Annotated in this window: 19 protein-coding genes; 13 read left to right on the plus strand and 6 right to left on the minus strand. The window is 54.9% G+C overall.

Translation table 11 applies throughout. From position 1 onward, the window contains the following. Both EL386_RS12765 and EL386_RS12770 read right to left on the minus strand, forming a co-directional pair. Positions 1-558, minus strand: coding sequence for a YecA/YgfB family protein (locus tag EL386_RS12765; protein ID WP_126456619.1), 558 nt, complete (start codon positions 556-558; stop codon positions 1-3). A gap of 23 nt (positions 559-581) precedes the next feature. Then, complete coding sequence (locus EL386_RS12770) at positions 582-1,193, minus strand: NAD(P)H-dependent oxidoreductase (protein ID WP_126456620.1); 612 nt, start codon at positions 1,191-1,193, stop codon at positions 582-584. A 243-nt stretch (positions 1,194-1,436) separates the two neighbouring features. Here EL386_RS12770 and EL386_RS12775 point away from each other — a divergent pair, with 243 nt between their 5' ends. From EL386_RS12775 to sixA, 3 genes are read left to right on the plus strand one after another with little or no spacing between them, the layout of a single operon-like run. Then, positions 1,437-2,423, plus strand: a complete 987-nt coding sequence (locus EL386_RS12775) for an ABC transporter substrate-binding protein (RefSeq protein WP_126456621.1) — start codon at positions 1,437-1,439, stop codon at positions 2,421-2,423. Further along, positions 2,420-4,474: an ATP-binding protein gene (locus EL386_RS12780; RefSeq protein WP_126456622.1), complete on the plus strand. Its 2,055-nt coding sequence runs from the start codon at positions 2,420-2,422 to the stop codon at positions 4,472-4,474. Before EL386_RS12775 ends, EL386_RS12780 begins: the two co-directional genes overlap by 4 nt. Positions 4,475-4,513: 39 nt before the next feature. Further along, positions 4,514-4,978: a phosphohistidine phosphatase SixA gene (gene sixA / locus EL386_RS12785; RefSeq protein ID WP_126456623.1), complete on the plus strand. Its 465-nt coding sequence runs from the start codon at positions 4,514-4,516 to the stop codon at positions 4,976-4,978. A gap of 77 nt (positions 4,979-5,055) precedes the next feature. Here sixA and EL386_RS12790 read toward each other — a convergent pair whose 3' ends face one another. Further along, positions 5,056-5,445, minus strand: coding sequence for a YbaN family protein (locus EL386_RS12790; RefSeq protein ID WP_126456624.1), 390 nt, complete (start codon positions 5,443-5,445; stop codon positions 5,056-5,058). A 141-nt stretch (positions 5,446-5,586) separates the two neighbouring features. Between EL386_RS12790 and EL386_RS12795 the strand changes: the two genes are divergently transcribed. Then, the gene (locus EL386_RS12795; protein ID WP_126456625.1) at positions 5,587-6,756 is read left to right on the plus strand and encodes a cation:proton antiporter; all 1,170 of its coding nucleotides are present in this window, start codon (positions 5,587-5,589) and stop codon (positions 6,754-6,756) included. 71 nt (positions 6,757-6,827) lie between these two features. Continuing rightward, positions 6,828-7,514: a zinc metallopeptidase gene (locus EL386_RS12800; protein WP_126456626.1), complete on the plus strand. Its 687-nt coding sequence runs from the start codon at positions 6,828-6,830 to the stop codon at positions 7,512-7,514. On the opposite strand, the gene EL386_RS12805 is transcribed toward EL386_RS12800, so the two are convergent. The 3 genes from EL386_RS12805 to EL386_RS12815 all read right to left on the minus strand — a co-directional run bounded on the left by EL386_RS12805 (position 7,511) and on the right by EL386_RS12815 (position 9,370). Then, on the minus strand, positions 7,511-8,062 hold the full coding sequence (locus tag EL386_RS12805; protein ID WP_126456627.1) for a hypothetical protein: 552 nt from the start codon (positions 8,060-8,062) through the stop codon (positions 7,511-7,513). The genes EL386_RS12800 and EL386_RS12805 overlap by 4 nt on opposite strands. Positions 8,063-8,127: 65 nt before the next feature. Next, positions 8,128-8,385 (minus strand): hypothetical protein, encoded by a 258-nt coding sequence (locus EL386_RS12810; protein WP_126456628.1) that lies wholly within the window; start codon positions 8,383-8,385, stop codon positions 8,128-8,130. Next, the gene (locus EL386_RS12815; RefSeq protein WP_126456629.1) at positions 8,360-9,370 is read right to left on the minus strand and encodes a metal-dependent hydrolase; all 1,011 of its coding nucleotides are present in this window, start codon (positions 9,368-9,370) and stop codon (positions 8,360-8,362) included. The genes EL386_RS12810 and EL386_RS12815 overlap by 26 nt, the downstream gene beginning before the upstream one ends. Positions 9,371-9,492: 122 nt before the next feature. Between EL386_RS12815 and EL386_RS12820 the strand changes: the two genes are divergently transcribed. The 8 genes from EL386_RS12820 (at position 9,493) to EL386_RS12855 (ending at position 18,987) form a co-directional block, all read left to right on the plus strand. Beyond that, the gene (locus tag EL386_RS12820) at positions 9,493-11,829 is read left to right on the plus strand and encodes an ATP-binding protein (RefSeq protein WP_126456630.1); all 2,337 of its coding nucleotides are present in this window, start codon (positions 9,493-9,495) and stop codon (positions 11,827-11,829) included. Between the two features lie 49 nt (positions 11,830-11,878). Further along, positions 11,879-13,249, plus strand: a complete 1,371-nt coding sequence (gene trhP, locus EL386_RS12825; protein ID WP_126456631.1) for a prephenate-dependent tRNA uridine(34) hydroxylase TrhP — start codon at positions 11,879-11,881, stop codon at positions 13,247-13,249. A gap of 308 nt (positions 13,250-13,557) precedes the next feature. Next, entirely contained in the window at positions 13,558-13,935 is a 378-nt protein-coding gene (locus EL386_RS12830; protein ID WP_126456632.1) for a hypothetical protein, read from the plus strand. 105 nt (positions 13,936-14,040) lie between these two features. Then, a complete protein-coding gene (locus EL386_RS12835; protein ID WP_126456633.1) occupies positions 14,041-14,295 on the plus strand; it encodes a PepSY domain-containing protein in 255 nt (84 codons plus the stop codon). A gap of 15 nt (positions 14,296-14,310) precedes the next feature. Then, complete coding sequence (locus EL386_RS12840) at positions 14,311-14,991, plus strand: response regulator transcription factor (protein ID WP_126456634.1); 681 nt, start codon at positions 14,311-14,313, stop codon at positions 14,989-14,991. Continuing rightward, on the plus strand, positions 14,991-16,304 hold the full coding sequence (locus tag EL386_RS12845; protein WP_232020206.1) for an ATP-binding protein: 1,314 nt from the start codon (positions 14,991-14,993) through the stop codon (positions 16,302-16,304). Before EL386_RS12840 ends, EL386_RS12845 begins: the two co-directional genes overlap by 1 nt. A gap of 60 nt (positions 16,305-16,364) precedes the next feature. Next, positions 16,365-17,360, plus strand: coding sequence for a zinc-binding dehydrogenase (locus EL386_RS12850; protein ID WP_126456636.1), 996 nt, complete (start codon positions 16,365-16,367; stop codon positions 17,358-17,360). Between the two features lie 709 nt (positions 17,361-18,069). Beyond that, positions 18,070-18,987, plus strand: a complete 918-nt coding sequence (locus tag EL386_RS12855) for an alpha/beta fold hydrolase (protein ID WP_126456637.1) — start codon at positions 18,070-18,072, stop codon at positions 18,985-18,987. Positions 18,988-19,083 lie beyond the last annotated feature (96 nt).

The following is a 19,083-nucleotide window of genomic DNA, read 5'->3' on the forward strand; positions in this document are numbered from 1 at the left end:
TCAGGCCTGTTGCTGCCAGTATTGATACAGTCCGACTGCCGAACCCGGCAGCAACTCGGTGAGCATTTCGTATTCGTCGTCTTCCATGTCGACGTCCTCATCGGCATACAACAGGGCCAGCTTGGCAATAGGTGCCAATAGCGACTGCTCGTTTTCCGGCAATTTGCCCCAGCGTTCTTCATCGCCGGTGACCGCCAGCATGAAACCAAAACACCAGCCTTCATACGCCACCAGTATCTCGCCCTCGTCCTCGATCTCTACCGCCAGGGGTTCGAACGAACGGCCTTCCTTAAGCTTGAGGACAATGTCCTGATACAGGCGAACCAGGTAATCCGTCATGTGCTGTTTTTCTTCGTCATCCTTGAAGGTCGGCTCTCCCCACACGGCATGCATGGCCTCTTCCATACTTAAAGGGGCATGGCCGACGATCAGGCCCGTGAGGTAACCATGTGCCTCATCTATCGGCAGGCGCTGTTCATCGCCCTCGGCAGCAAGCAGGAACTCATCAAGTTCCATTGCTTCTTCGTCTGTTAATGGACCACTGTTTGCAACTGGCATTGGGGTTTCGACTCCTGCTGGGATCACATCCCGTTATTGAATGTATCGGTCTGGGTCACACCGCTTTCCCGTACCTGTGCAAGGGCTCCGGCATAGGCCTTGAGGATATTCAGCGCCCAGCTGATCCGTTCGCGGTAATAACTGTTTGAACGCTCGTCGTTATCGGCGGGGTCTTTATTCAAGACGCTTTCCACTTTACGCAGAATGATTTGCTCGGGGATATAACACAGACGGCTGTTCTTATAGCTGCTCATGCGTAATTCGGCAACCGGATAGGCACCACCGTCACCCGAGGATACTGTGACGATCAGGGCCGGTTTATGGCCGAGTTCATTCTTGCCGAACAACAGAAAGAAATTCTTCAGACCCGCCGGTACCTGACCATGCCATTCCGGACTGATCACGACAAAGGCATCGCTGCCGGCCAGTTCTTCGCGGATCGGCGTGAGTAGCACATCCCATTTTTCATCACCCTCCCAGACGCCCTGGTCCCAGAGCGGCAGGGGATTATCGGCGAGGCTGACAATGGCGCATTCTTCACAAATACCCGCCAGCAGGGTCTGTTGAATAAATGCCGCGACCTTGTGGCTTTGTCCCTGGGGACGGTGGCTACCGCTGATAATGGTAACTTTCATAACAACTCCGGGCTTAAATGGCCGATCATGGTAACAAAGTTCGGCGAGACTGGCAGGGCTTTATTCCGGGTGAATGTAACCAGAAAGTCCCTACATACCACACCACATTACGCCTGCATAAATTGTTAATTTATTGTTAAATAGGCCTCATTGCATGAAAACCGCCACTATATGGCATATTATTTATGCATCCGTAAACAAGGTTAGCCATGTGTCATCAAACCCTGGTCAAGGAATACCGGAATGAAAAGCAAAGCACTTGCTCACCACCCCGCCTGGCACATCATTGCTGCCTTTTGTTTTAGTCTTGTCCTCACGGCCTGCGATACAGCGCCGCCACAACCGGCACTGCGCATCGCCAGCAGCGTATGGCCCGGTTATGAACCCCTGTACCTGGCGCGCGACCTGGGCTACTTCGATACCACCAAGGTCAGCCTGTTTGAATTGCCATCGGCAGATATCACCATGGAAGCATTTCGAAATCATTCAACCGACCTGGCCACCGTGACACTCGATGCAACCCTGGAGCTGATCCACGATGGTACGCCGTTGAGAATTCTGCAGATCATGGATATTTCCCATGGCGGTGATGCCGTCATGGCGGCCCCCCATATCAAGAGCCTGGCCGACCTCAAGGGCACACGCATCTCTATCGTTAATATCCCGCTTGGACTTTATATGCTAAGCCGTCTGCTCGACAAGGCCAGCCTGAACCGAGCCGATGTCGAGGTGTTTCCCATGTCGGATAGCAAGCAGGTCAGTTTCTATGAGCAGGGCAATGTCGATGCCGTCATCACCTTCGACCCCATCAAGACGCACCTGGCCGCAAAGGGTATGCATGTATTGTTTGACAGCAGCGATATTCCCAATGAGATTTTTGACATTCTGGTGGTTCATGAAGATATCTATCAAGCACGTCGACAGGAGCTCTGCGACGTGGTCAAGCAGTGGCACAGGACGCTCGACTACATGCATACCAATAAACAGGATGCCGCCAGACGCATCAGCGCCCGGCTTGCCATTAACATTGAGGATTACGATGCGGTGATGTCAGGCCTCATTCTGCCCTCGGCCAGCGATAACCAGCGTCTGCTTGGCGGTGAGCATCCAGAGATTCTCGGGGCGGCAAACACACTTTCCCGCATCATGTTTAAGGAACAACAACTTTCACGCCTTATAGACATCAGTCCGGCACTGGATACAACCTTCACCCGTTGTTATGCAAAATGAAGTTACGCATTACCCTGCTGATCCCTACCCTGCTGATTGTCGTAACGATAGCCAGCTCGGTGCTTACGTTTATCTATAACAACGATCTTGCCGAACAACAGATACGCGCCGAGGCAAAAGAACAACTGCGACTGGATATCACCCGTCTACAGAATATCCTCTACAACCTGTTAACTGAAAATAATCTCCCTGAGGCCCGCCTGAATATATCGGTTATGGCCATGGATTCCACGATAAACCATATTGTCCTTGCCGATGAAAACGCAAACGTATTAATCGCCAATCGTTACAGCTGGGAAGGCCAGCACGCCAGTATTTTTCCTGGCTTTGACAGTAAGGTTGTCAGCCAGGTCCGCAGCAGCAACCGGCCCCACATTGCCTTCAGGAGCAATGACAGCTCGCTGCTAAATGGCTTTTACCCAATCGTCATTAAAATCGAAGATAGTTTCGGCCGACCTATAAAGCATGTTGGCATTTTGTATACCGAACTGAGCATAGCCAGAAAACTATACACTGCGCGCAATCAAGCCTTCAAACAATCAGCCTTCCAGGGCGGCTTCATGCTGGCTGCCGCTCTGATTATTGCCTTACTGCTACACGTTCTTGTTTCAAAACGCCTGGGCTCACTGGCCAACTCCGCCACCAACCTTGCCGAGGGCGACCTCGCCACCACCATTACGGTCGGCGGTAACGATGAACTGAGCCACCTTGCCAGTGCCTTCGATAACATGCGTGAACAGGTGAGAACGCAGATTCATCACATGGAACAGGCCGAATCCGACTTACGCGAGTTTAATAGCATGCTCGAACACCGGATTAACAAGCGCACGGCATTACTGAAGGACGAATTGGAGAAAAGAGAGGCCCTTGAAAAACAGCTGTTGCATGCGCAAAAGATGGAATCCCTCGGTCAACTCACAGGTGGCATCGCCCATGACTTTAATAACATCCTCTCCAGCATCATTGGTTTTACCCAGCTCGCACGCGGTCTTGATGTCAGCAAGAATCATGAAAAACTTTCTGGATATCTCGCGCAGATTCAACAAAGTGGTGAACGTGCCGCCAGCCTGGTCGCACAGATGTTGACCTACAGCCGCACCGAGGGGGATGTTAAACATAAACAAAATCTCTCGGCAACAGAGTTGTTTGCCGACACCTTTTCCATGTTGCGTCCCATCATTCCGAGTAATATTAAATTACACATAGCACCCGCTACCAATGACCTGATAATCAACGCCAACCCTGTAATGATGAGCCAGGTGCTTACCAACCTGTGTCTGAATGCCAGAGATTCGATTAAGGAAGGTCAGGGGGAGATCAGGATAGAGGCAGAGGCCGTCTATGACGTCTCCAGTTTATGCTCATCCTGCCAACAACCTATCAAGGGTGACTTTGTAGTGATTCACGTTACCGATAATGGTTGTGGTATTGATGAAGATGTTGTCAGTCGCGTATTCGACCCCTTCTTTTCTACCAAGGAAACCGGTAAGGGCACCGGCATGGGTCTGTCAATGGTGCACGGCATTATTCATAAACATGGCGGGCACGCTTGCATAAACTCGGTTCCCGGAAAAGGAACGACTATCAGTATTTACCTGCCGCCGGCGGTCATTGATACCGCGCCTGATGAGACAAAAGACCCCGCGGCCGCAACCAGTAATACATATGACCATAGCCATGACCATAACCACATACTTATCGTTGATGATGAGGCCTCCCTGACTGACTTTCTTGGCGAATTACTGGAACTGCATCATTACAAGGTAACCAGCATGAATGATAGCCAGGTGGCGCTTGAGTATTTTGAACGACACAAGGACACGATTGATCTTGTGATTTCCGACCAAACCATGCCCGGGCTGCTTGGTACTGACATGGCCCTGGCCATGCTGAAACTCTCGCCATCGCTACCCTTTATTCTCTGCACCGGACACAGTGAGCACGTCAACCGCCAACAAGCACTGGACATGAATATCGCTGCCTTTATGCAAAAACCCATCGATTCCGACACCTTACTGGAAACCATCAGACGCCACCTACAAAAACCGTGAATCTTTGCTATGCTATGTTCCAATCCGGGGGGATAGGGAATGAAACTGTATTTAGTACAACACGGCCAGGCCTGTACCAGGGATATCGATCCGAACCGCCCACTCACTGAACAAGGCAAAACCGACGTAAACCGGCTGGCCGTGTTTCTGCGCAAGAGCGGCGTGCGTGTCGAACGCATTATTCACAGTGGTAAATTACGAGCCCAGCAAACCGCCGAGCGCCTCGTCAGTGCCATCGCTGCAGGCACGGCAGCCGACGTCAGCGATGTCATTAACCCCAATGACGACCCGGTAACGTTCTTACAATTATCTTCCTCATGGAACGGCGACACACTCATCGTCGGCCACCTGCCCTTTATGGCAAGGCTCGTCTCTCAACTCACCCTAGGCAATACACGGACCATGTTTACCGAATTTACCCCGGGCAGTGCCGTGTGTCTCGAACGCTATGAAGATAATCACTGGGCACTGAACTGGATGGTGCGCCCGGAAGTGTTGAACTAGGCTGACTTGCCGGTCTTCCTCAGGCTGTTCATCTCATATTCCCCATAGAGGACTGCTAACAGGGAACGGGTGTTACCTTACGGCGACTTCTCTCCCGGGGGCTGTGAGGGCTTGCTCAACACATAGGCCGCTCCGTAGAGCATAAACAGGGTAACCCCCGCCTTGGCCCAGGGCGGGATACTGCTATAGACCAGCATCAGCACCAGGCTGAAACTTATCATCGACACCGACAGCAACTTGGCCTTCAGCGGGATGACCCGGTGTTGCTGCCAGCGCTGCAGGGATGGACCAAACAGCTTGTGGTGATACAACCAGTCGTGGAAGCGCTGCGAACTCTTCGAAAACATCCACAGGGCCAGGATCATAAATGGCGTGGTCGGCAACACCGGCAAAAAGGCGCCAATCACCCCTGTGGCAAAGAAGGCCCACCCAAAAATGGCATACAAGGCTTTATGTGGCATGGTCATAGACTGTGTATCGACAGCACGGAGTGAAAACTTCAGTCCAGTTTAACACTTTTCGCCCCTGCCCCCGCCGGGATGATGGCGTGACGCGAACTGTCCGGTACGCTAAGCTTGTATCATCCCTGGCAACACACAAGCGACAGCATGCCTAGCGAACCTATCATTTTTACCATCTTCCTGATCTTTGCCGGTGCGGCAATCCTCGCGACCCTGGCCCTGTATGCCCGCCTTTCCCTGCTGATCGTCTATATCGGTCTTGGCATCCTGCTTGGACCCTTTGGCGTCAACATCGTCTCGGATCCGCAGATTATCCAGGGGCTCTCTCATATCGGCATCATCTTTCTGCTGTTCCTGCTCGGCGTGAACCTGCAACCACAGAAACTGATCCACATGCTCAGGGAGTCAGTCTATGTCACGGGTGCCAGTGCCATGGGCTTTCTTGGCCTGGGTGCCGGCATTGCCCTGTTGTTTGGCTATGCCCTGACAGATTCCCTCGTTATCGGTGCGGCAATGATGTTCTCAAGTACGATTATCGGCCTCAAGCTGCTGCCAACCACGGTGCTGCATCATCAACACATGGGCGAGATCATTATCAGTATCCTGCTGCTGCAGGATATCCTCGCCATCCTCATCCTGATGTTGTTGCCGGCCGACTGGGCAAATGCCTTCCCTCTCCTGGAAATCTTCAAACTGCTTGGCTCCCTGATTGGCCTGATCCTGTTCGCCTGGGCCTTTGCCCGCTTCGTGCTGTTCAGGCTCATCGCCCGCTTCGACCGCATCCAGGAATATATCTTCCTGCTTGCCATTGGCTGGTGCCTGAGCATGGCCGAACTGGCGGTGATGCTGGGGCTGTCTGCCGAGATCGGCGCCTTTATCGGCGGCATCGCCCTGGCCACCAACCCGATTGCCCTGTATATCGGCGAAAGCCTGAAGCCACTGCGTGACTTCTTTCTGGTCATCTTCTTCTTTGCCCTCGGCGCGAGTTTCGATCTCGGCATTATCGAAAAGGTCTGGCTACCGGCCAGTATCCTCGCCGGCACCTTCATGCTCATCAAGCCACTGAGTTTCAAGTGGCTACTACGTGGTTATGGCGAGGCCTCGGGAAAGTCACTTGAGGCAGGCGTGCGACTAGGCCAGATCAGTGAGTTCTCACTGTTCATTGCGGTTCTGGCATTGGAGCTCAAGGTTATCAGTACCGAGGCCTCGTACCTGATCCAGGTCACTACCCTGCTCAGCTTCCTGGTCTCGTCGTGGTTTATCGTCATGCGTTACCCGACACCGATCGCGACCTCGGATAAACTGCGCAGAGATTAGAACAAGTAACGGAGAGCAGGCAGGAATCGTGTGATTCTCCGTTCGCTATCCAGAACGTTTATACTCTTCACATGATTCCTGTTATCGCCGCACTGTTATTGTTATTTGCCCTGATTTACGGCCCCCAATACTGGGTCAGCCGGGTCTTGCGCCATTATAGTCTCGAGCAGGACCACTACCCCGGCAGCGGCGGCGAACTGGCCGAGCACCTCGTCAACACACTGGGTCTGCAGGGTGTCAAAGTGGAGCAGACCGAGCTTGGTGACCACTATGACCCGATCGACAAGGCTGTGCGCCTGAGCGAACAAAACTTTAAGGGCAAGTCACTCACTGCCATTACGGTTGCCGCACACGAGGTCGGCCATGCCATCCAGCACCAGCTCGACTACATGCCCTTCAAGATGCGTCAGCATCTGGTGGTGTTTGCCAGCGGCGCGGAAAAACTCGGCGCCTTCATGATGTTTGCCCTGCCAGTTATGGTGCTCGTCTCACGTTCACCACATATTGGCCTGGGTATGTTTATCATTGGCATTGGCAGTCTTTTGCTCGGTACCATCGTCCACCTGGTAACCCTGCCTGTTGAGTGGGACGCCAGCTTCAAACGCGCCCTGCCCATCCTGCAAGAAGGACGCTATATCTCCGCGCTCGAACAACAGCACGCAAAAAAGATCCTTACCGCCGCGGCGCTGACCTATGTCTCGGCCTCGCTTGCCAGCCTGCTCAACCTCGCCCGCTGGATTGCGATCCTGCGACGCTAGTCATCGATCAACAGGTGCCCGAACCAGGCAAAGACACCGATCATAATGCCGGTCACCAGCTGTGCATGCACGAGGTAGGAAAACTTCTTTAACTGCTTTGGCGTGAAACGCCATGCCAGAAACAGACCAAACAAAGACTGCCAAATCAACAAAGCCAGCACCGCAGGAAAGAATAATATATCGAAGGGTATCCCCATCAGAAACATATGCAGCAGGATCACCGCCAGGGTGGCGATACCGACATAGACATGGCTGCGATCAAGAAAGCCCAATAGTGGCTGAAATACCGGCAGACTGATCTCAGGTGAATAATCCGGTAACAGCCGGTGCGCTATGGCACCCTTGCCCAGCAGGATCTTCAGCAGGGTGCGGGCATAAATAAACAACAAGGCCCACAGGCCCACTTCACCAAAGCCTTCACCGATCTCGGTCAGATAGGTTTCACGTTCGGGAATGCCAGGATAAACATTGTAGGCATAAATAAAATAACCGAGCGACAGCAGCAAGACTATCGCAGTAAAAATCAAAACACTTTTAATACCCTTCATCTCGCCACCTCTATGGGCATCGCCTACTCGCAATATTTTAAAGTATCGCTTCGCTAAAGGCCCGATCATTTGATCATTAACATCAGCCCGCCAATCATCAGCATGAGGCTGGTCACCCGGTTAAAACTTTTCTGCGCGATCTCTATATGCAGGTGATTACCTACATACCTGGCGAGTAACGGAACCAACAGGCCCTTTATCGTATAGGCGATAAAGATAATGCCGATGAAAAAAACAACCTGCGCGGAGGATAAATTGATCACATAAAAAATATAGCCCCTGCATACTTTGCCACGATTATTCTTCAGCGCCAGGATTTTCATTCATCAGCATCGCAAAAAACCGCTGCCGTCGTTTTTTATTCAGGCTACGGTACACACGGAAACGGACATGCTGCTGCGGTCGAGACAGGTCCATTTCTATGCCCCATAAGGGCAACAGACTATCCGGCTGGATAGAGTAACGGATATCGGCGAGCACGTTCGGCCGTTCTGGGTGCAGGGCGATATAATCGGCAGAGAACTCCTGAAAGCGCAAGATATCCCGGTATAACACCGACCCTGACGGCAGGTCGTGGGCATCGCGCGCGGGGATGTACTTGTCTATTGAAGACCCCGAATAGATCCGCGGCTGCAGACCGACATGCACGGCATCGACGTAAAACCGTCCATTGGCTTCATAAATGCCGCGCCAGAGCACGATATTACCAAAACTAGGTTTGGCGATGAGCCGTGCCGGGGTGTGTCCACGCATAGCGGCCAGTGACTCGATTGCCGATTCGGCCCGCTGCAATTGCACAGTCGCCAGCAGCAAATACCCCCCCGCCACAACCAGGGCCCAGCGGGCGGGACGCCAACTACGACGTCGCCAGGCCATGACCACACCGATGATCAGCGCCAGGGTAAAGATCGGGTCAACGATGGCGATGATGTGAAAGGCCAGCCGTTCATCTAACAAGGGCCAAAGCAAATAGGTACCGTAACTGGTGCAGGCGTCAATCAACCCGCTAAGGCTGTAGCCAAGCAGGGAAAACAGATACAGGCGTCGAAAACCCAGGTGCTTCCTGTACAACGGCCATAAGATCAGGGCCGCGATCAAGGCACCGAAGGGGATAAAAAATACCGAATGGGTAAAGTGACGGTGATACTCGATCGTCAGCAGGCTATCCGTTGACGAATAGATCAGGGCATCGGCGTCGGCCAGTAAGCCGGCGGCAAAGCCGATACCGGTTGCCAGACGTGTTTCCGTGGGTTTGGCGGCAGATTGTGCCAGGGCCGCACCCAGCAGCCCTTGAGTCAGTAGATCCATAGCGTTTTATTGATAGATTCTTTAAGCTGTCAGAGATAATAACTTTAGCAAAAGTATAGTTTATTTCCTTTTATCTCTATAAATGCTGTTATTCACGGTATGATGGAAACCCGATAGCCAGTATGCACGTTCAACCCGATAAATACCGCTGGTACGTAGGCCTCGCACTCATCGTGCTGGGCTTGCTTGGCAATTTCAGTAGTTATTCACTGTTTTTCGGTGTGGATTTTCTCTTTGGCAGCATCGCTGTCTTGCTGGCCATTCGTTTACTCGGCACACTGGCTGCCACTCTCATCGCCATTATTGTCGGTAGCTACACCATATATCTATGGGGCCACCCTTATGCGTTGATCATCTTTACCCTCGAGGCCCTGGTCGTTGCTTACCTGCAGGGTACCCGCCTGCGCGGGCTGGTACTCGCCGATATCGTCTACTGGGCGGTATGCGGCGCGCCGTTAATCTGGGGCTTCTACAACCATTTTATCGGTATGGACACTACCCAGGCCGCCTTCATCATGCTCAAACAGCCGGTGAACGGGGTGTTTAATGCCATTATCGCGACGTTTATCCTGATCTTCCTCGGTCTCGATAAACGCCTGCCCCGGCTTCTGGGCATTGACCTGCCCCGTATTTCCAGTCGTGAACTCCTCTTCACGCTGATCATCTCCGGCGTGTTTATCTCCAGCCTCGCCATTGTTGTCTACCAAAGTCGTGTCGAACTGGTAGCACTGGAGACGCACCTGACTGAAAAACTGCAACTACGCGGCGCTATCGTCAGGGACTATGTTCGCGTACAAGGTATCCCCGATACCGCCGAGACCCTGAAACGCATTTCGGGCAGTACCGAACAGGATGGCGCCGAGATATGCCTGGTTACCCGCCAACGCGAGGTCGTCCTCAATACCGAGGGAGACCGGCCGCCACACGATTTTTTCAGTAACGGCCGTAACATCAAACGTTCCGATCAACTCTACCAGTGGCTGCCACCACGCCAGGGCATGGCACACATGCTCTGGTGGCGATCATCGCTGTATTTCATCAAGGTGCCTGTGGGGCAACATGGGATCGGCACAGTTGTTGTCAGCGCCCCGGCGGCACCGGTCATTGATGCACTACATGCCCTGCACACACAAACCCTGCTGTTGATGGTCACTATTACCGTGATTGCCGTCATCGTCTCGCTGATTATCAGTTATCTCTTTGCCCGACCCCTGATCAGCCTTTCCCGGCTCAGCCAGGACCTGCCGGAAAAGATTCTCCAGCAACATACACTGGACTGGCCACATAGTCAGGTCAGCGAAGTGGCGCAACTCAGCAATAATATCGAATATATGGCCAATAAACTGGCTGCTAATTTGCGCGATCTGCACCAGGTCCAGGAGGACCTTGAAGACCGCGTGCGGCAACGAACCCTGGCGCTGCAACACCTCTCCGCGCACAACGCCGCCCTCATTGATAATGCCGTCGAAGGCATTGTGACCGTCGATGAACACTACACCATACTGACCTTCAACAAGACTGCCGAAAAACTCTTTGGATATTGCGCCGATGAGATTATCGGCAAGACCCTGCACAACCTGCTGGATAACCCTGATGAAGAACCCTTACTACCCGACATCGGCACTCACCCGGAACAGGCACTTAACCTGAATGGTCGGCACAGACAAGGTGGCCTGTTCAGGCTCGAGTTGCTACGGGCACCCGTGCCGCTTGAAGACAAGACGGTTTATGCCTGTTTCCTGCGTGACATCAGTGAACGCGACAAGGTCGAGAAACTCAAGAACGACTTTATCTCCACGGTCAGTCATGAACTGCGAACACCGCTAACCGCCATCATGGGCTCGATTAAACTCCTTCAGGGCACCAAGGCCGACAAACTCGACGCCGAGTCCCACAACCTTATTGATATTGCTGTTAACAACATCGATCGCCTGATGCGCATTGTCAATGACTTGCTGGACGTGCAAAAAATCATCACCAACGAAGGCATGTCTTTTCACCTCGTCTCCACCGAGGTCATGCCCCTGATGGAACGTATTCTCAAAGACAATACTGCCTATGCCGAACGCTACCAGGTGAAAATGGAAATCACTGACCGGGCGGAGGGTTGTTTTATCCTCACCGATGCCGACCGCCTGGCACAGGCCATTACCAACCTGCTCTCCAACGCCGCAAAATTCTCAGCAAAAAATGGGGTGATTCGTCTCGCCGTGCGACGGCAAGGTGATTCTGTTCAGATCACGGTCTCCGACGAGGGCGAGGGTATTCCGGAAGACTTTCAAGAGCAGATATTTGGGCGCTTCACCCAGGCCAACTCCGAGACAACCCGGGTATTCGGCGGCACCGGCCTAGGTTTGAATATTACCCGGAGTATCGTCGAGCGTCTCGGCGGGCGTATCTGGTTTGACTCCTCCAGCAAGGGTAGCCACTTCCACATCGAACTCGGCCTGCAGACATAAAATCACATCAGCCGAGGTATTCGCCCGGAAATTTGCTAAAATAGCGCCCATGATAAAAGCACCCGAATTACTCCTGCCTGCTGGCACCCTGAAGAATATGCACTACGCCTTTGCCTTTGGCGCCGATGCCGTGTACGCCGGACAACCCCGTTATTCGCTGCGTGTGCGCAATAATGACTTCGGCCTGGAAAATCTCGGCAAGGGCATCGACGAGGCCCACCGGCTGGGCAAGAAGTTGTTCGTTGCCAGCAACATCATGCCGCATAATGCCAAGGTCAAGACCTATATGGCCGACATGGAACCGGTCATTGACCTCAAGCCAGACGCCCTGATCATGGCCGATCCGGGCCTTATCATGATGGTGCGTGAACGCTGGCCGGAAGTGCCCATCCACCTCTCGGTGCAGGCCAATACCGTCAACTATGCCGCCGTGCAGTTCTGGAAGAGCATGGGCCTGGAACGCGTGATCCTGTCGCGCGAACTCTCCCTTGATGAGATCGAGGATATTCGCCAGCGCTGTCCGGATATGGAACTCGAGGTCTTCGTTCACGGTGCGCTGTGTATCGCCTATTCGGGACGTTGCCTGCTCTCCGGCTACTTCAATCACCGCGACCCAAATCAGGGTACCTGCACGAATGCCTGCCGCTGGGAATACAAGGTTCACGAGGGCATGGAGAGTGACAGTGGCGATGCCATCCTGAACACAGAGAAGATCGATTTTGATGCCATGTCGGCCATCAACAATCCCGAAATTTTTCCCAAGACCGAAGGCGTGCAGCGTCACCCGCTGGCGGATAATGTTTACCTGATCGAAGAACAGCAGCGCCCCGGTGAGTACATGCCGATCATCGAAGATGAACACGGTACCTACATCATGAACTCGCGTGACCTGCGTGCCATTCAGCACGTCGAGCGTCTGAGTAAGATGGGTATCGATTCGCTGAAGATCGAAGGTCGAACCAAGTCCTACTATTATGTTGCCCGCGCCGCACAACTGTATCGACAGGCCATCGATGATGCGACAAACGGCAAGTCCTTCAACCCGCAGCTGTATGGCAAGCTCGAAAACCTTGCCAACCGTGGTTATACCGAAGGGTTTTACGAACGCCACCCCGACCAGGAATACCAGAACTATCTGCAAAATCACTCAAAGAGTGAACAGCAGAAATTTGTTGGCGAGATCATCGAGTTTGACGCCGAAAAGGGCCTGGCCGAAGTTGTGGTGAAAAACAAGTTTGCTGTCGGTGATAGCGTCGAAATCATCAGTGCCACGGGCAACCAGACCATCAGGGTGGAAAGTATGGTCGACCTGAAAGGCAATCCCCTGGAGGCGGCCCTTGGCAGTGGTTACCAGGTTCGTATCCCCCTGCCGGCGGCGGCCAATGGTTATGACAAGGCCCTGCTGGCGGTGAACCTCTAGCGTCTGTATCTGAAAAGAGCTTACCTAAGCTGTCGGTTTAACACAGTCACCACCCCGGCCAGCCTGCCTTCATCTAAAGATAAGATAGAACGGTGCCTTGCCCCATTGAGGGTGTGGATGACGCAACCAATGGCACATGCTTATGTCATCGCCTGCCATCTCTGCGTACAAGGCATTATAAAATTCCACAAATAACTGTGCCCGCTGCCATGCCCCGCTCCGCCGTTCAGGACCCGTTCAGCCAGACCTTTGTAAGCTACTCGCGAAGCTTGGGGATATCCGGGCATGTCTAGTAAAGGAGACCTATCATGAACATGAAAAAAATGCTGACCGTCCTGACCGTCAGCCTGGGCCTGGGTCTTGCCGGCTTGGCCCCACAGGTACAGGCCAGTGAGCGAGACGGCTATCGTGGACATAACGGCGGCCACCAATATAATTCTCACTCGCGACATAACAAGAGTATTGAACGGCACGCCTACCGTAAAGGCTATCGTGATGCCAAACGCCATGCGCGCCAGCAGCGCCACTGGAAGCGACATGATCGTAAACACCATTACAATGCCTACCCGCGTCACGTCCAGCGTGGCGATTACCGCGGTCACCACCGGTACCCGCATCACGATGCGCCACGGCATGGCTCCGGACGTTACCGCAATCATGATGTACGTGTCGTCTTCAAGTTCTGAGACCGGTGTCTGACCGGTTTAGAAACCCTGCGCCGGGGGCCTCCGCTCTCAACCCCTGGCGCAGGGTATTTTTTTCACCACCACGAAGCGTGTATGCTGGAGACCATGAAAACCCTGTTAGCCTCTGTCTTCTTGCTCTGGGCCCTCGGCGCGCAAACGGTGCAGGCCGAGCGCCCCACCACGACCCGGCCCGCGATCAGTTCCAATGAGGCCGCCGCACGTGTGCAACGCCAATATGGCGGCCGTATCCTCGCCGTTGAGACCCTGCAGCACAATGGCCAGGTGTTTTATCGCATCAAGCTGTTAACGCGCCAGGGCGTGGTACGTGTTGTCCGCGTCGACGCCGGTTCGCGCCGGTAACCGGAACCTGGCCCCATGCGCATCCTGTTAATTGAAGATGAACTGACCCTGCAACAACAACTCGCCCGGCAGTTACGGGAACAGGCCTACATGGTCGATACCAGTAGTGACGGCCAGGACGGGCTGTTCATCGCCCGTGAATACCCGCTGGATGCCGCCATTATCGATATTGGCCTGCCGGGCATATCCGGCCTTGAGGTGATCCGTCAACTGCGCGAGGAGGGCAATGCCCTGCCTATCCTGGTGCTGACGGCACGCGGGCAATGGCAGGACAAGGTCGCCGGGTTGGAGGCCGGTGCCGATGACTACCTCACCAAACCCTTCCACTTTGAAGAACTCAGTGCCCGCCTGCGCGCCTTGTTGCGCCGCAGTGGCCAGCAGCTTGTCGACCAGCTCGACTGTGCCGGTATCCGTATCGACTTTGGCCAGCAACAGGTCAGCGTCCAGGGGCAGTCCATCAACCTGACCAGTTTTGAATACCGCCTGCTTGAACACCTGATGCGACATGCCGGTGAGGTCCTGTCCAAGAATGAACTCGCCGACTACCTCTATCCCCATGATGATGACTGTGACAGTAACGTGATCGAGGTCATGATCGCCCGGCTGCGAAAAAAACTCGATGCCGACGGCAGCCTGCAACCCATCGAGACCCTGCGTGGACGTGGCTATCGCTTTAGTCTCTGTGAACACAGCTGATGCGCGGCTCACTAAATAGCCGCATGGTCATCGGTGCCTCACTGATCCTCGCCGTGTTTGTCTTGCTCACGGCCCTGGCCCTGGAGCGCGCCTTTGAGGACTCGGCACGCGCTGCCGTCCAGGAGCGCCTGCGCAGTCAACTCTATTTATTAATGGGGGAGACCGAGGTCGATGACAACGGCAACATCCTCCTGCCCGCCTCGTCGACACTGGCACGCCTCAACCAGCCACACAGTGGCCTGTATGCCACTGTCTTTTCGCAGTCACGGCCGATCTGGAGCTCTCGCTCGGTAATGGGCGCCGGCTACCCGTTTGTGAAACAACTCGATACCGGTGAGGAACACTTCCAGCATAGCCAACAAACCGATCAGGACTGGTTCATACTCGGTTATGGCGTGGTCTGGCAGACAGACCCGCGCACGATCCCCATCACCTATAGCCTGCTCGAGGATGGCCAGGCCTTCCAGCAGCAGATCCGCGAATATCGCCACACCCTGTGGACATGGTTACTCGCCATGGCCGCCTTACTGCTGACGGCACAACTACTGGTGCTGCGCTGGGGGCTGCGTCCCCTGCGTGAGGTTGCCAAGGACCTGCAGGCCATTGAACAGGGCCGACAAGACGGCCTGCGGGGCAACTACCCCGCCGAACTACAGGGCCTCACCGGCAACCTCAACACCCTGCTCGCACACGAACGTGCGCAACAACAACGTTACCGGCATGCGTTGGCCGACCTCGCGCATAGCCTGAAAACCCCGCTGGCGATTCTGCACGGCAGCAGCAACCAGCCCGATACCGTCCGTGAACAAGTCATACGCATGCAGAAAAGTGTCGATTACCAGTTGCAACGCGCGGCCACGGCCGGACGCGGCGGCCTCAACAGCTCCCTGGATGTAAACGCTGTGGTCAACGGCCTGCTCACCGCCCTGCACAAGGTCCACGCGGACAAGGTCGTTGAGGTAGAGAACGCCATCCCGGCCGGTCTTAGTCTGCGTGCCGACAAGGGCGATATGACCGAACTACTCGGCAACCTGCTCGATAATGCCTTCAAGTGGTGCCGCTCACGTGTACAGGTCCGCGCCGAAAAACTGGACACACGCACCCTCCTGCACGTCGAAGACGACGGTGTCGGCATCCCCACCGAGCAGGCCGAATTGATCCTCACCCGTGGTGTACGTGCCGATGAGAGTGTTCCCGGGCACGGCATTGGTCTGGCCATGGTCCGCGATATCGTCGCCGCCTACGGCGGTGAGCTGCAGATCACGGACAGCCCGCTCGGCGGCGCACACTTTATCGTCAGCCTGCCGCAATAGTCTCTGCCCGCATCCGTTGTTATAGTGGGTGGGTTAGTGATTTTGCGGATGGAGACACCCATGCATGCCATACGTATACACGCCGCCGGCGATGCCGACGCCCTGGTCCTTGATGAACTGCCTGTGCCGACGTTAAACGGCGATACACAAGTGTTGATCCGTCTGCAGGCCGCCGGGATCAACCCGATTGATGCCAAGATCCGCAGCCACCCCGAGGCCTTTCCCATCGAACTGCCCTACATCCCCGGTTGTGATGGCGCCGGTGTGATCGAGGCCGTCGGCGCCGCCGTCAAACAGTTTGCCATCGGTGACCGGGTCTATTACTGCCAATGTGGCTTCCACGGTGTGCAGGGCAGCTACGCCGAGTATGCCGTCGTCGAACAACACTACCTCGCCCACATCCCTGACGGCATCGACTTCGCCGAAGCCGCCGCGACTCCACTGGTCCTGATCACCGCCTGGGAAGCCCTGTTTGATCGAGCCCGTCTGCAACAGGGTCAGCGTGTCCTGATCCATGCCGGTGCCGGCGGGGTTGGCCACGTCGCCATCCAGCTGGCAAAGGGGCATGGCTGCGAGGTAGCCACCACGGTCAGTTCGGCAGACAAGGCCGCGTTTGTCCGTCAACTCGGCGCGGATTGCATAATCAATTACCGAGAAGAAGACGTCTGTGAACGCGTCAATGCCTGGAGCAGGGGCGGCGTCGATGTCGCCTTTGATACGGTTGGCGGCGAGGTCCTCGAACAATGTTTCCCCTGTGTTCGACCCTATGGCGATGTCGTCAGTATCCTGCAACCGACGACCGGGACCCAGTGGGGCGAGGCACGTCTACGTAACCTGCGCTTCAGCATGGAACTCATGCTCAGCCCGGCGATCCTGCAACGGCCTGCCGAACAGGCACGTCATGGGGCCTTGTTAAAACACGCGGCGGCGCTGCTTGCCAGCGGCCAGTTGCGGGTACACGTCAGTCAGGGCTTGCCACTCGCCGAGGCCCCTGCCGCCCACCGCCTGCTCGAGACCCAACGCCCCAGCGGCAAGCTTGTACTCACCATGGCATAAGCCTTGGGCGGTTTATTTGCCACGCCAGCGACCATCGAAATCACCGACGTACCCGCACCCAAACGGGTAAGGATAGACCAAATCAGGCTCCGTACGAAGCGGGGAAGGGAGGACCAAACGTGGCTTTCCCTGCGCGCGCTACCCTGCCTTAATCCGGCCAACGCTGAGGGATTTTAACCGCCGGTTATACTCGCCCAACACGATATTACCGTTCATGCTTAGCCTGCATACTTAATGTCTTTTCTAGGTATTATTACCTAACACGCTGTCGCCGTTTCAGCTTTACCCCTTATCCACAAATCCTGTGGATAAGTCTGTGGATAGCAAAACAGGAATCGGGCTTTTTGAGTGGATATATGACAATTTTGTTAAACTGGCCACTTTTTAACCAATTAATTTTTCTTTTATTTATCAGTATGTTTCACGGTCCTTATAGCGTATTTCACGATAAGAATGAAATTTCCCGGGGTTTTTAGTCAATTGTTCCACGGCCTGTGTATAAGACATTTCTGATATGAGAAAAATACCGCCATTTTCCCCAAATCGGTGCAAAACCAGCCCGCCGCCACGGGCTGTCCTATCCCCTGCCGCGACGCTTTTTCTTGACCGCCTATCGAGCAGGCAGTAAGTTCCCGCCTATGCATTGCCCACTCCTTCCTGAAAGCCGGCTTACCGTCAGCGTAGCAGCCTGTCTCAATCCCCTACCGGCATGACAAGCACAGACGAGGCACAACGTCGCGCCCGGCGCAAAGGGCATCATCGTGGCCATGTACAACTGTGGCTACTCCGCCGGGCCTTTCGTTACCTCGGTCCCCTCTTCCCCCGCCAATTCGGGCGCCTGGCCCACTGGTTATGGACGCGCACCCACCGCTACCCGGAACCGGCCCGCGAACGACGCATGCGATTGCGCGCCAGTGAGTGTTCACTACAGGTAAATGATCAATCAATAGCCGCCTGGCGCTGGGGCCAGGGCCCACTCGTGCTCCTCGTCCACGGCTGGAACGGGCGTGGCATGCAGATGGCCGGTTTTGTCGACACCCTGCTCAAATCCGGTTACCAGGTCATGACCTTCGATGCCCCGGGCCATGGCCTGAGCCCCGGTCGTCACAGCAGCCTGCTCCAGGTCCGTGATGTCATCCTCGCCATTGCTGAACGGCGTGGCCCGGTGCATGCCGTGATCGCGCATTCCTTCGGGGTCGCCTGTGTGGCGGCCGCTATTCGAGAGGGTCTTGAGAGCAAGGCCATTATCGCCATCAGCGCCCCCGGGGGCTACGAAAGCCTGCTTAAAGGATATACGCACTACCTGAGCATGCCCGCCAGTGTTACGACATGGTTACGCGACAGGCTCCGGTCCCAGGTCGGTACTGACTTCTGGCAACAACTGCAATTACTGCCCCGACCTGGTCAGGCCCTGCCGCAGACATTGGTGATCCATGATCGCGATGACCAGACCGTGGACTGGCGAATCGGTGAAGCACTGGCCAGGAGCTGGCCGCAGGCGGACTTGTTTCTGACCGAGGGCCTCGGCCATCGGCGGATATTGCTCAGCGGTAAGGTGGCCCGACAGGCCACGGCCTTTCTCGATGGCATCGCCATCGGCGATGAATTTCCCCACACAGAAAAATAATCTTTGGCCGGGCTATTGCCCGATGCAAGGCGGTGTCATGGAATGACCGCGGGTAGGGAGGTGCCACTGCCGATAGTCGGGATCGGCAGTGGCGAA

It is taken from the genome of Sulfuriflexus mobilis, from assembly GCF_003967195.1.
Taxonomy (GTDB): domain Bacteria; phylum Pseudomonadota; class Gammaproteobacteria; order AKS1; family AKS1; genus Sulfuriflexus; species Sulfuriflexus mobilis.

Coding starts and splice junctions, on each gene's coding strand:
- EL386_RS12845 (WP_232020206.1), top strand. CDS start 14,991: ATGCGCGGCTCACTAAATAGCCGCATGGTCATCGGTGCCTCACTGATC.
- EL386_RS12810 (WP_126456628.1), bottom strand. CDS start 8,385: ATGAAAATCCTGGCGCTGAAGAATAATCGTGGCAAAGTATGCAGGGGC.
- EL386_RS12775 (WP_126456621.1), top strand. CDS start 1,437: ATGAAAAGCAAAGCACTTGCTCACCACCCCGCCTGGCACATCATTGCT.
- EL386_RS12815 (WP_126456629.1), bottom strand. CDS start 9,370: ATGGATCTACTGACTCAAGGGCTGCTGGGTGCGGCCCTGGCACAATCT.
- EL386_RS12850 (WP_126456636.1), top strand. CDS start 16,365: ATGCATGCCATACGTATACACGCCGCCGGCGATGCCGACGCCCTGGTC.
- EL386_RS12835 (WP_126456633.1), top strand. CDS start 14,041: ATGAAAACCCTGTTAGCCTCTGTCTTCTTGCTCTGGGCCCTCGGCGCG.
- EL386_RS12790 (WP_126456624.1), bottom strand. CDS start 5,445: ATGACCATGCCACATAAAGCCTTGTATGCCATTTTTGGGTGGGCCTTC.
- trhP (WP_126456631.1), top strand. CDS start 11,879: ATGATAAAAGCACCCGAATTACTCCTGCCTGCTGGCACCCTGAAGAAT.
- EL386_RS12780 (WP_126456622.1), top strand. CDS start 2,420: ATGAAGTTACGCATTACCCTGCTGATCCCTACCCTGCTGATTGTCGTA.
- EL386_RS12855 (WP_126456637.1), top strand. CDS start 18,070: ATGACAAGCACAGACGAGGCACAACGTCGCGCCCGGCGCAAAGGGCAT.
- EL386_RS12840 (WP_126456634.1), top strand. CDS start 14,311: ATGCGCATCCTGTTAATTGAAGATGAACTGACCCTGCAACAACAACTC.
- EL386_RS12820 (WP_126456630.1), top strand. CDS start 9,493: ATGCACGTTCAACCCGATAAATACCGCTGGTACGTAGGCCTCGCACTC.
- EL386_RS12800 (WP_126456626.1), top strand. CDS start 6,828: ATGATTCCTGTTATCGCCGCACTGTTATTGTTATTTGCCCTGATTTAC.
- EL386_RS12795 (WP_126456625.1), top strand. CDS start 5,587: ATGCCTAGCGAACCTATCATTTTTACCATCTTCCTGATCTTTGCCGGT.
- EL386_RS12765 (WP_126456619.1), bottom strand. CDS start 558: ATGCCAGTTGCAAACAGTGGTCCATTAACAGACGAAGAAGCAATGGAA.
- EL386_RS12805 (WP_126456627.1), bottom strand. CDS start 8,062: ATGAAGGGTATTAAAAGTGTTTTGATTTTTACTGCGATAGTCTTGCTG.
- EL386_RS12770 (WP_126456620.1), bottom strand. CDS start 1,193: ATGAAAGTTACCATTATCAGCGGTAGCCACCGTCCCCAGGGACAAAGC.
- EL386_RS12830 (WP_126456632.1), top strand. CDS start 13,558: ATGAACATGAAAAAAATGCTGACCGTCCTGACCGTCAGCCTGGGCCTG.
- sixA (WP_126456623.1), top strand. CDS start 4,514: ATGAAACTGTATTTAGTACAACACGGCCAGGCCTGTACCAGGGATATC.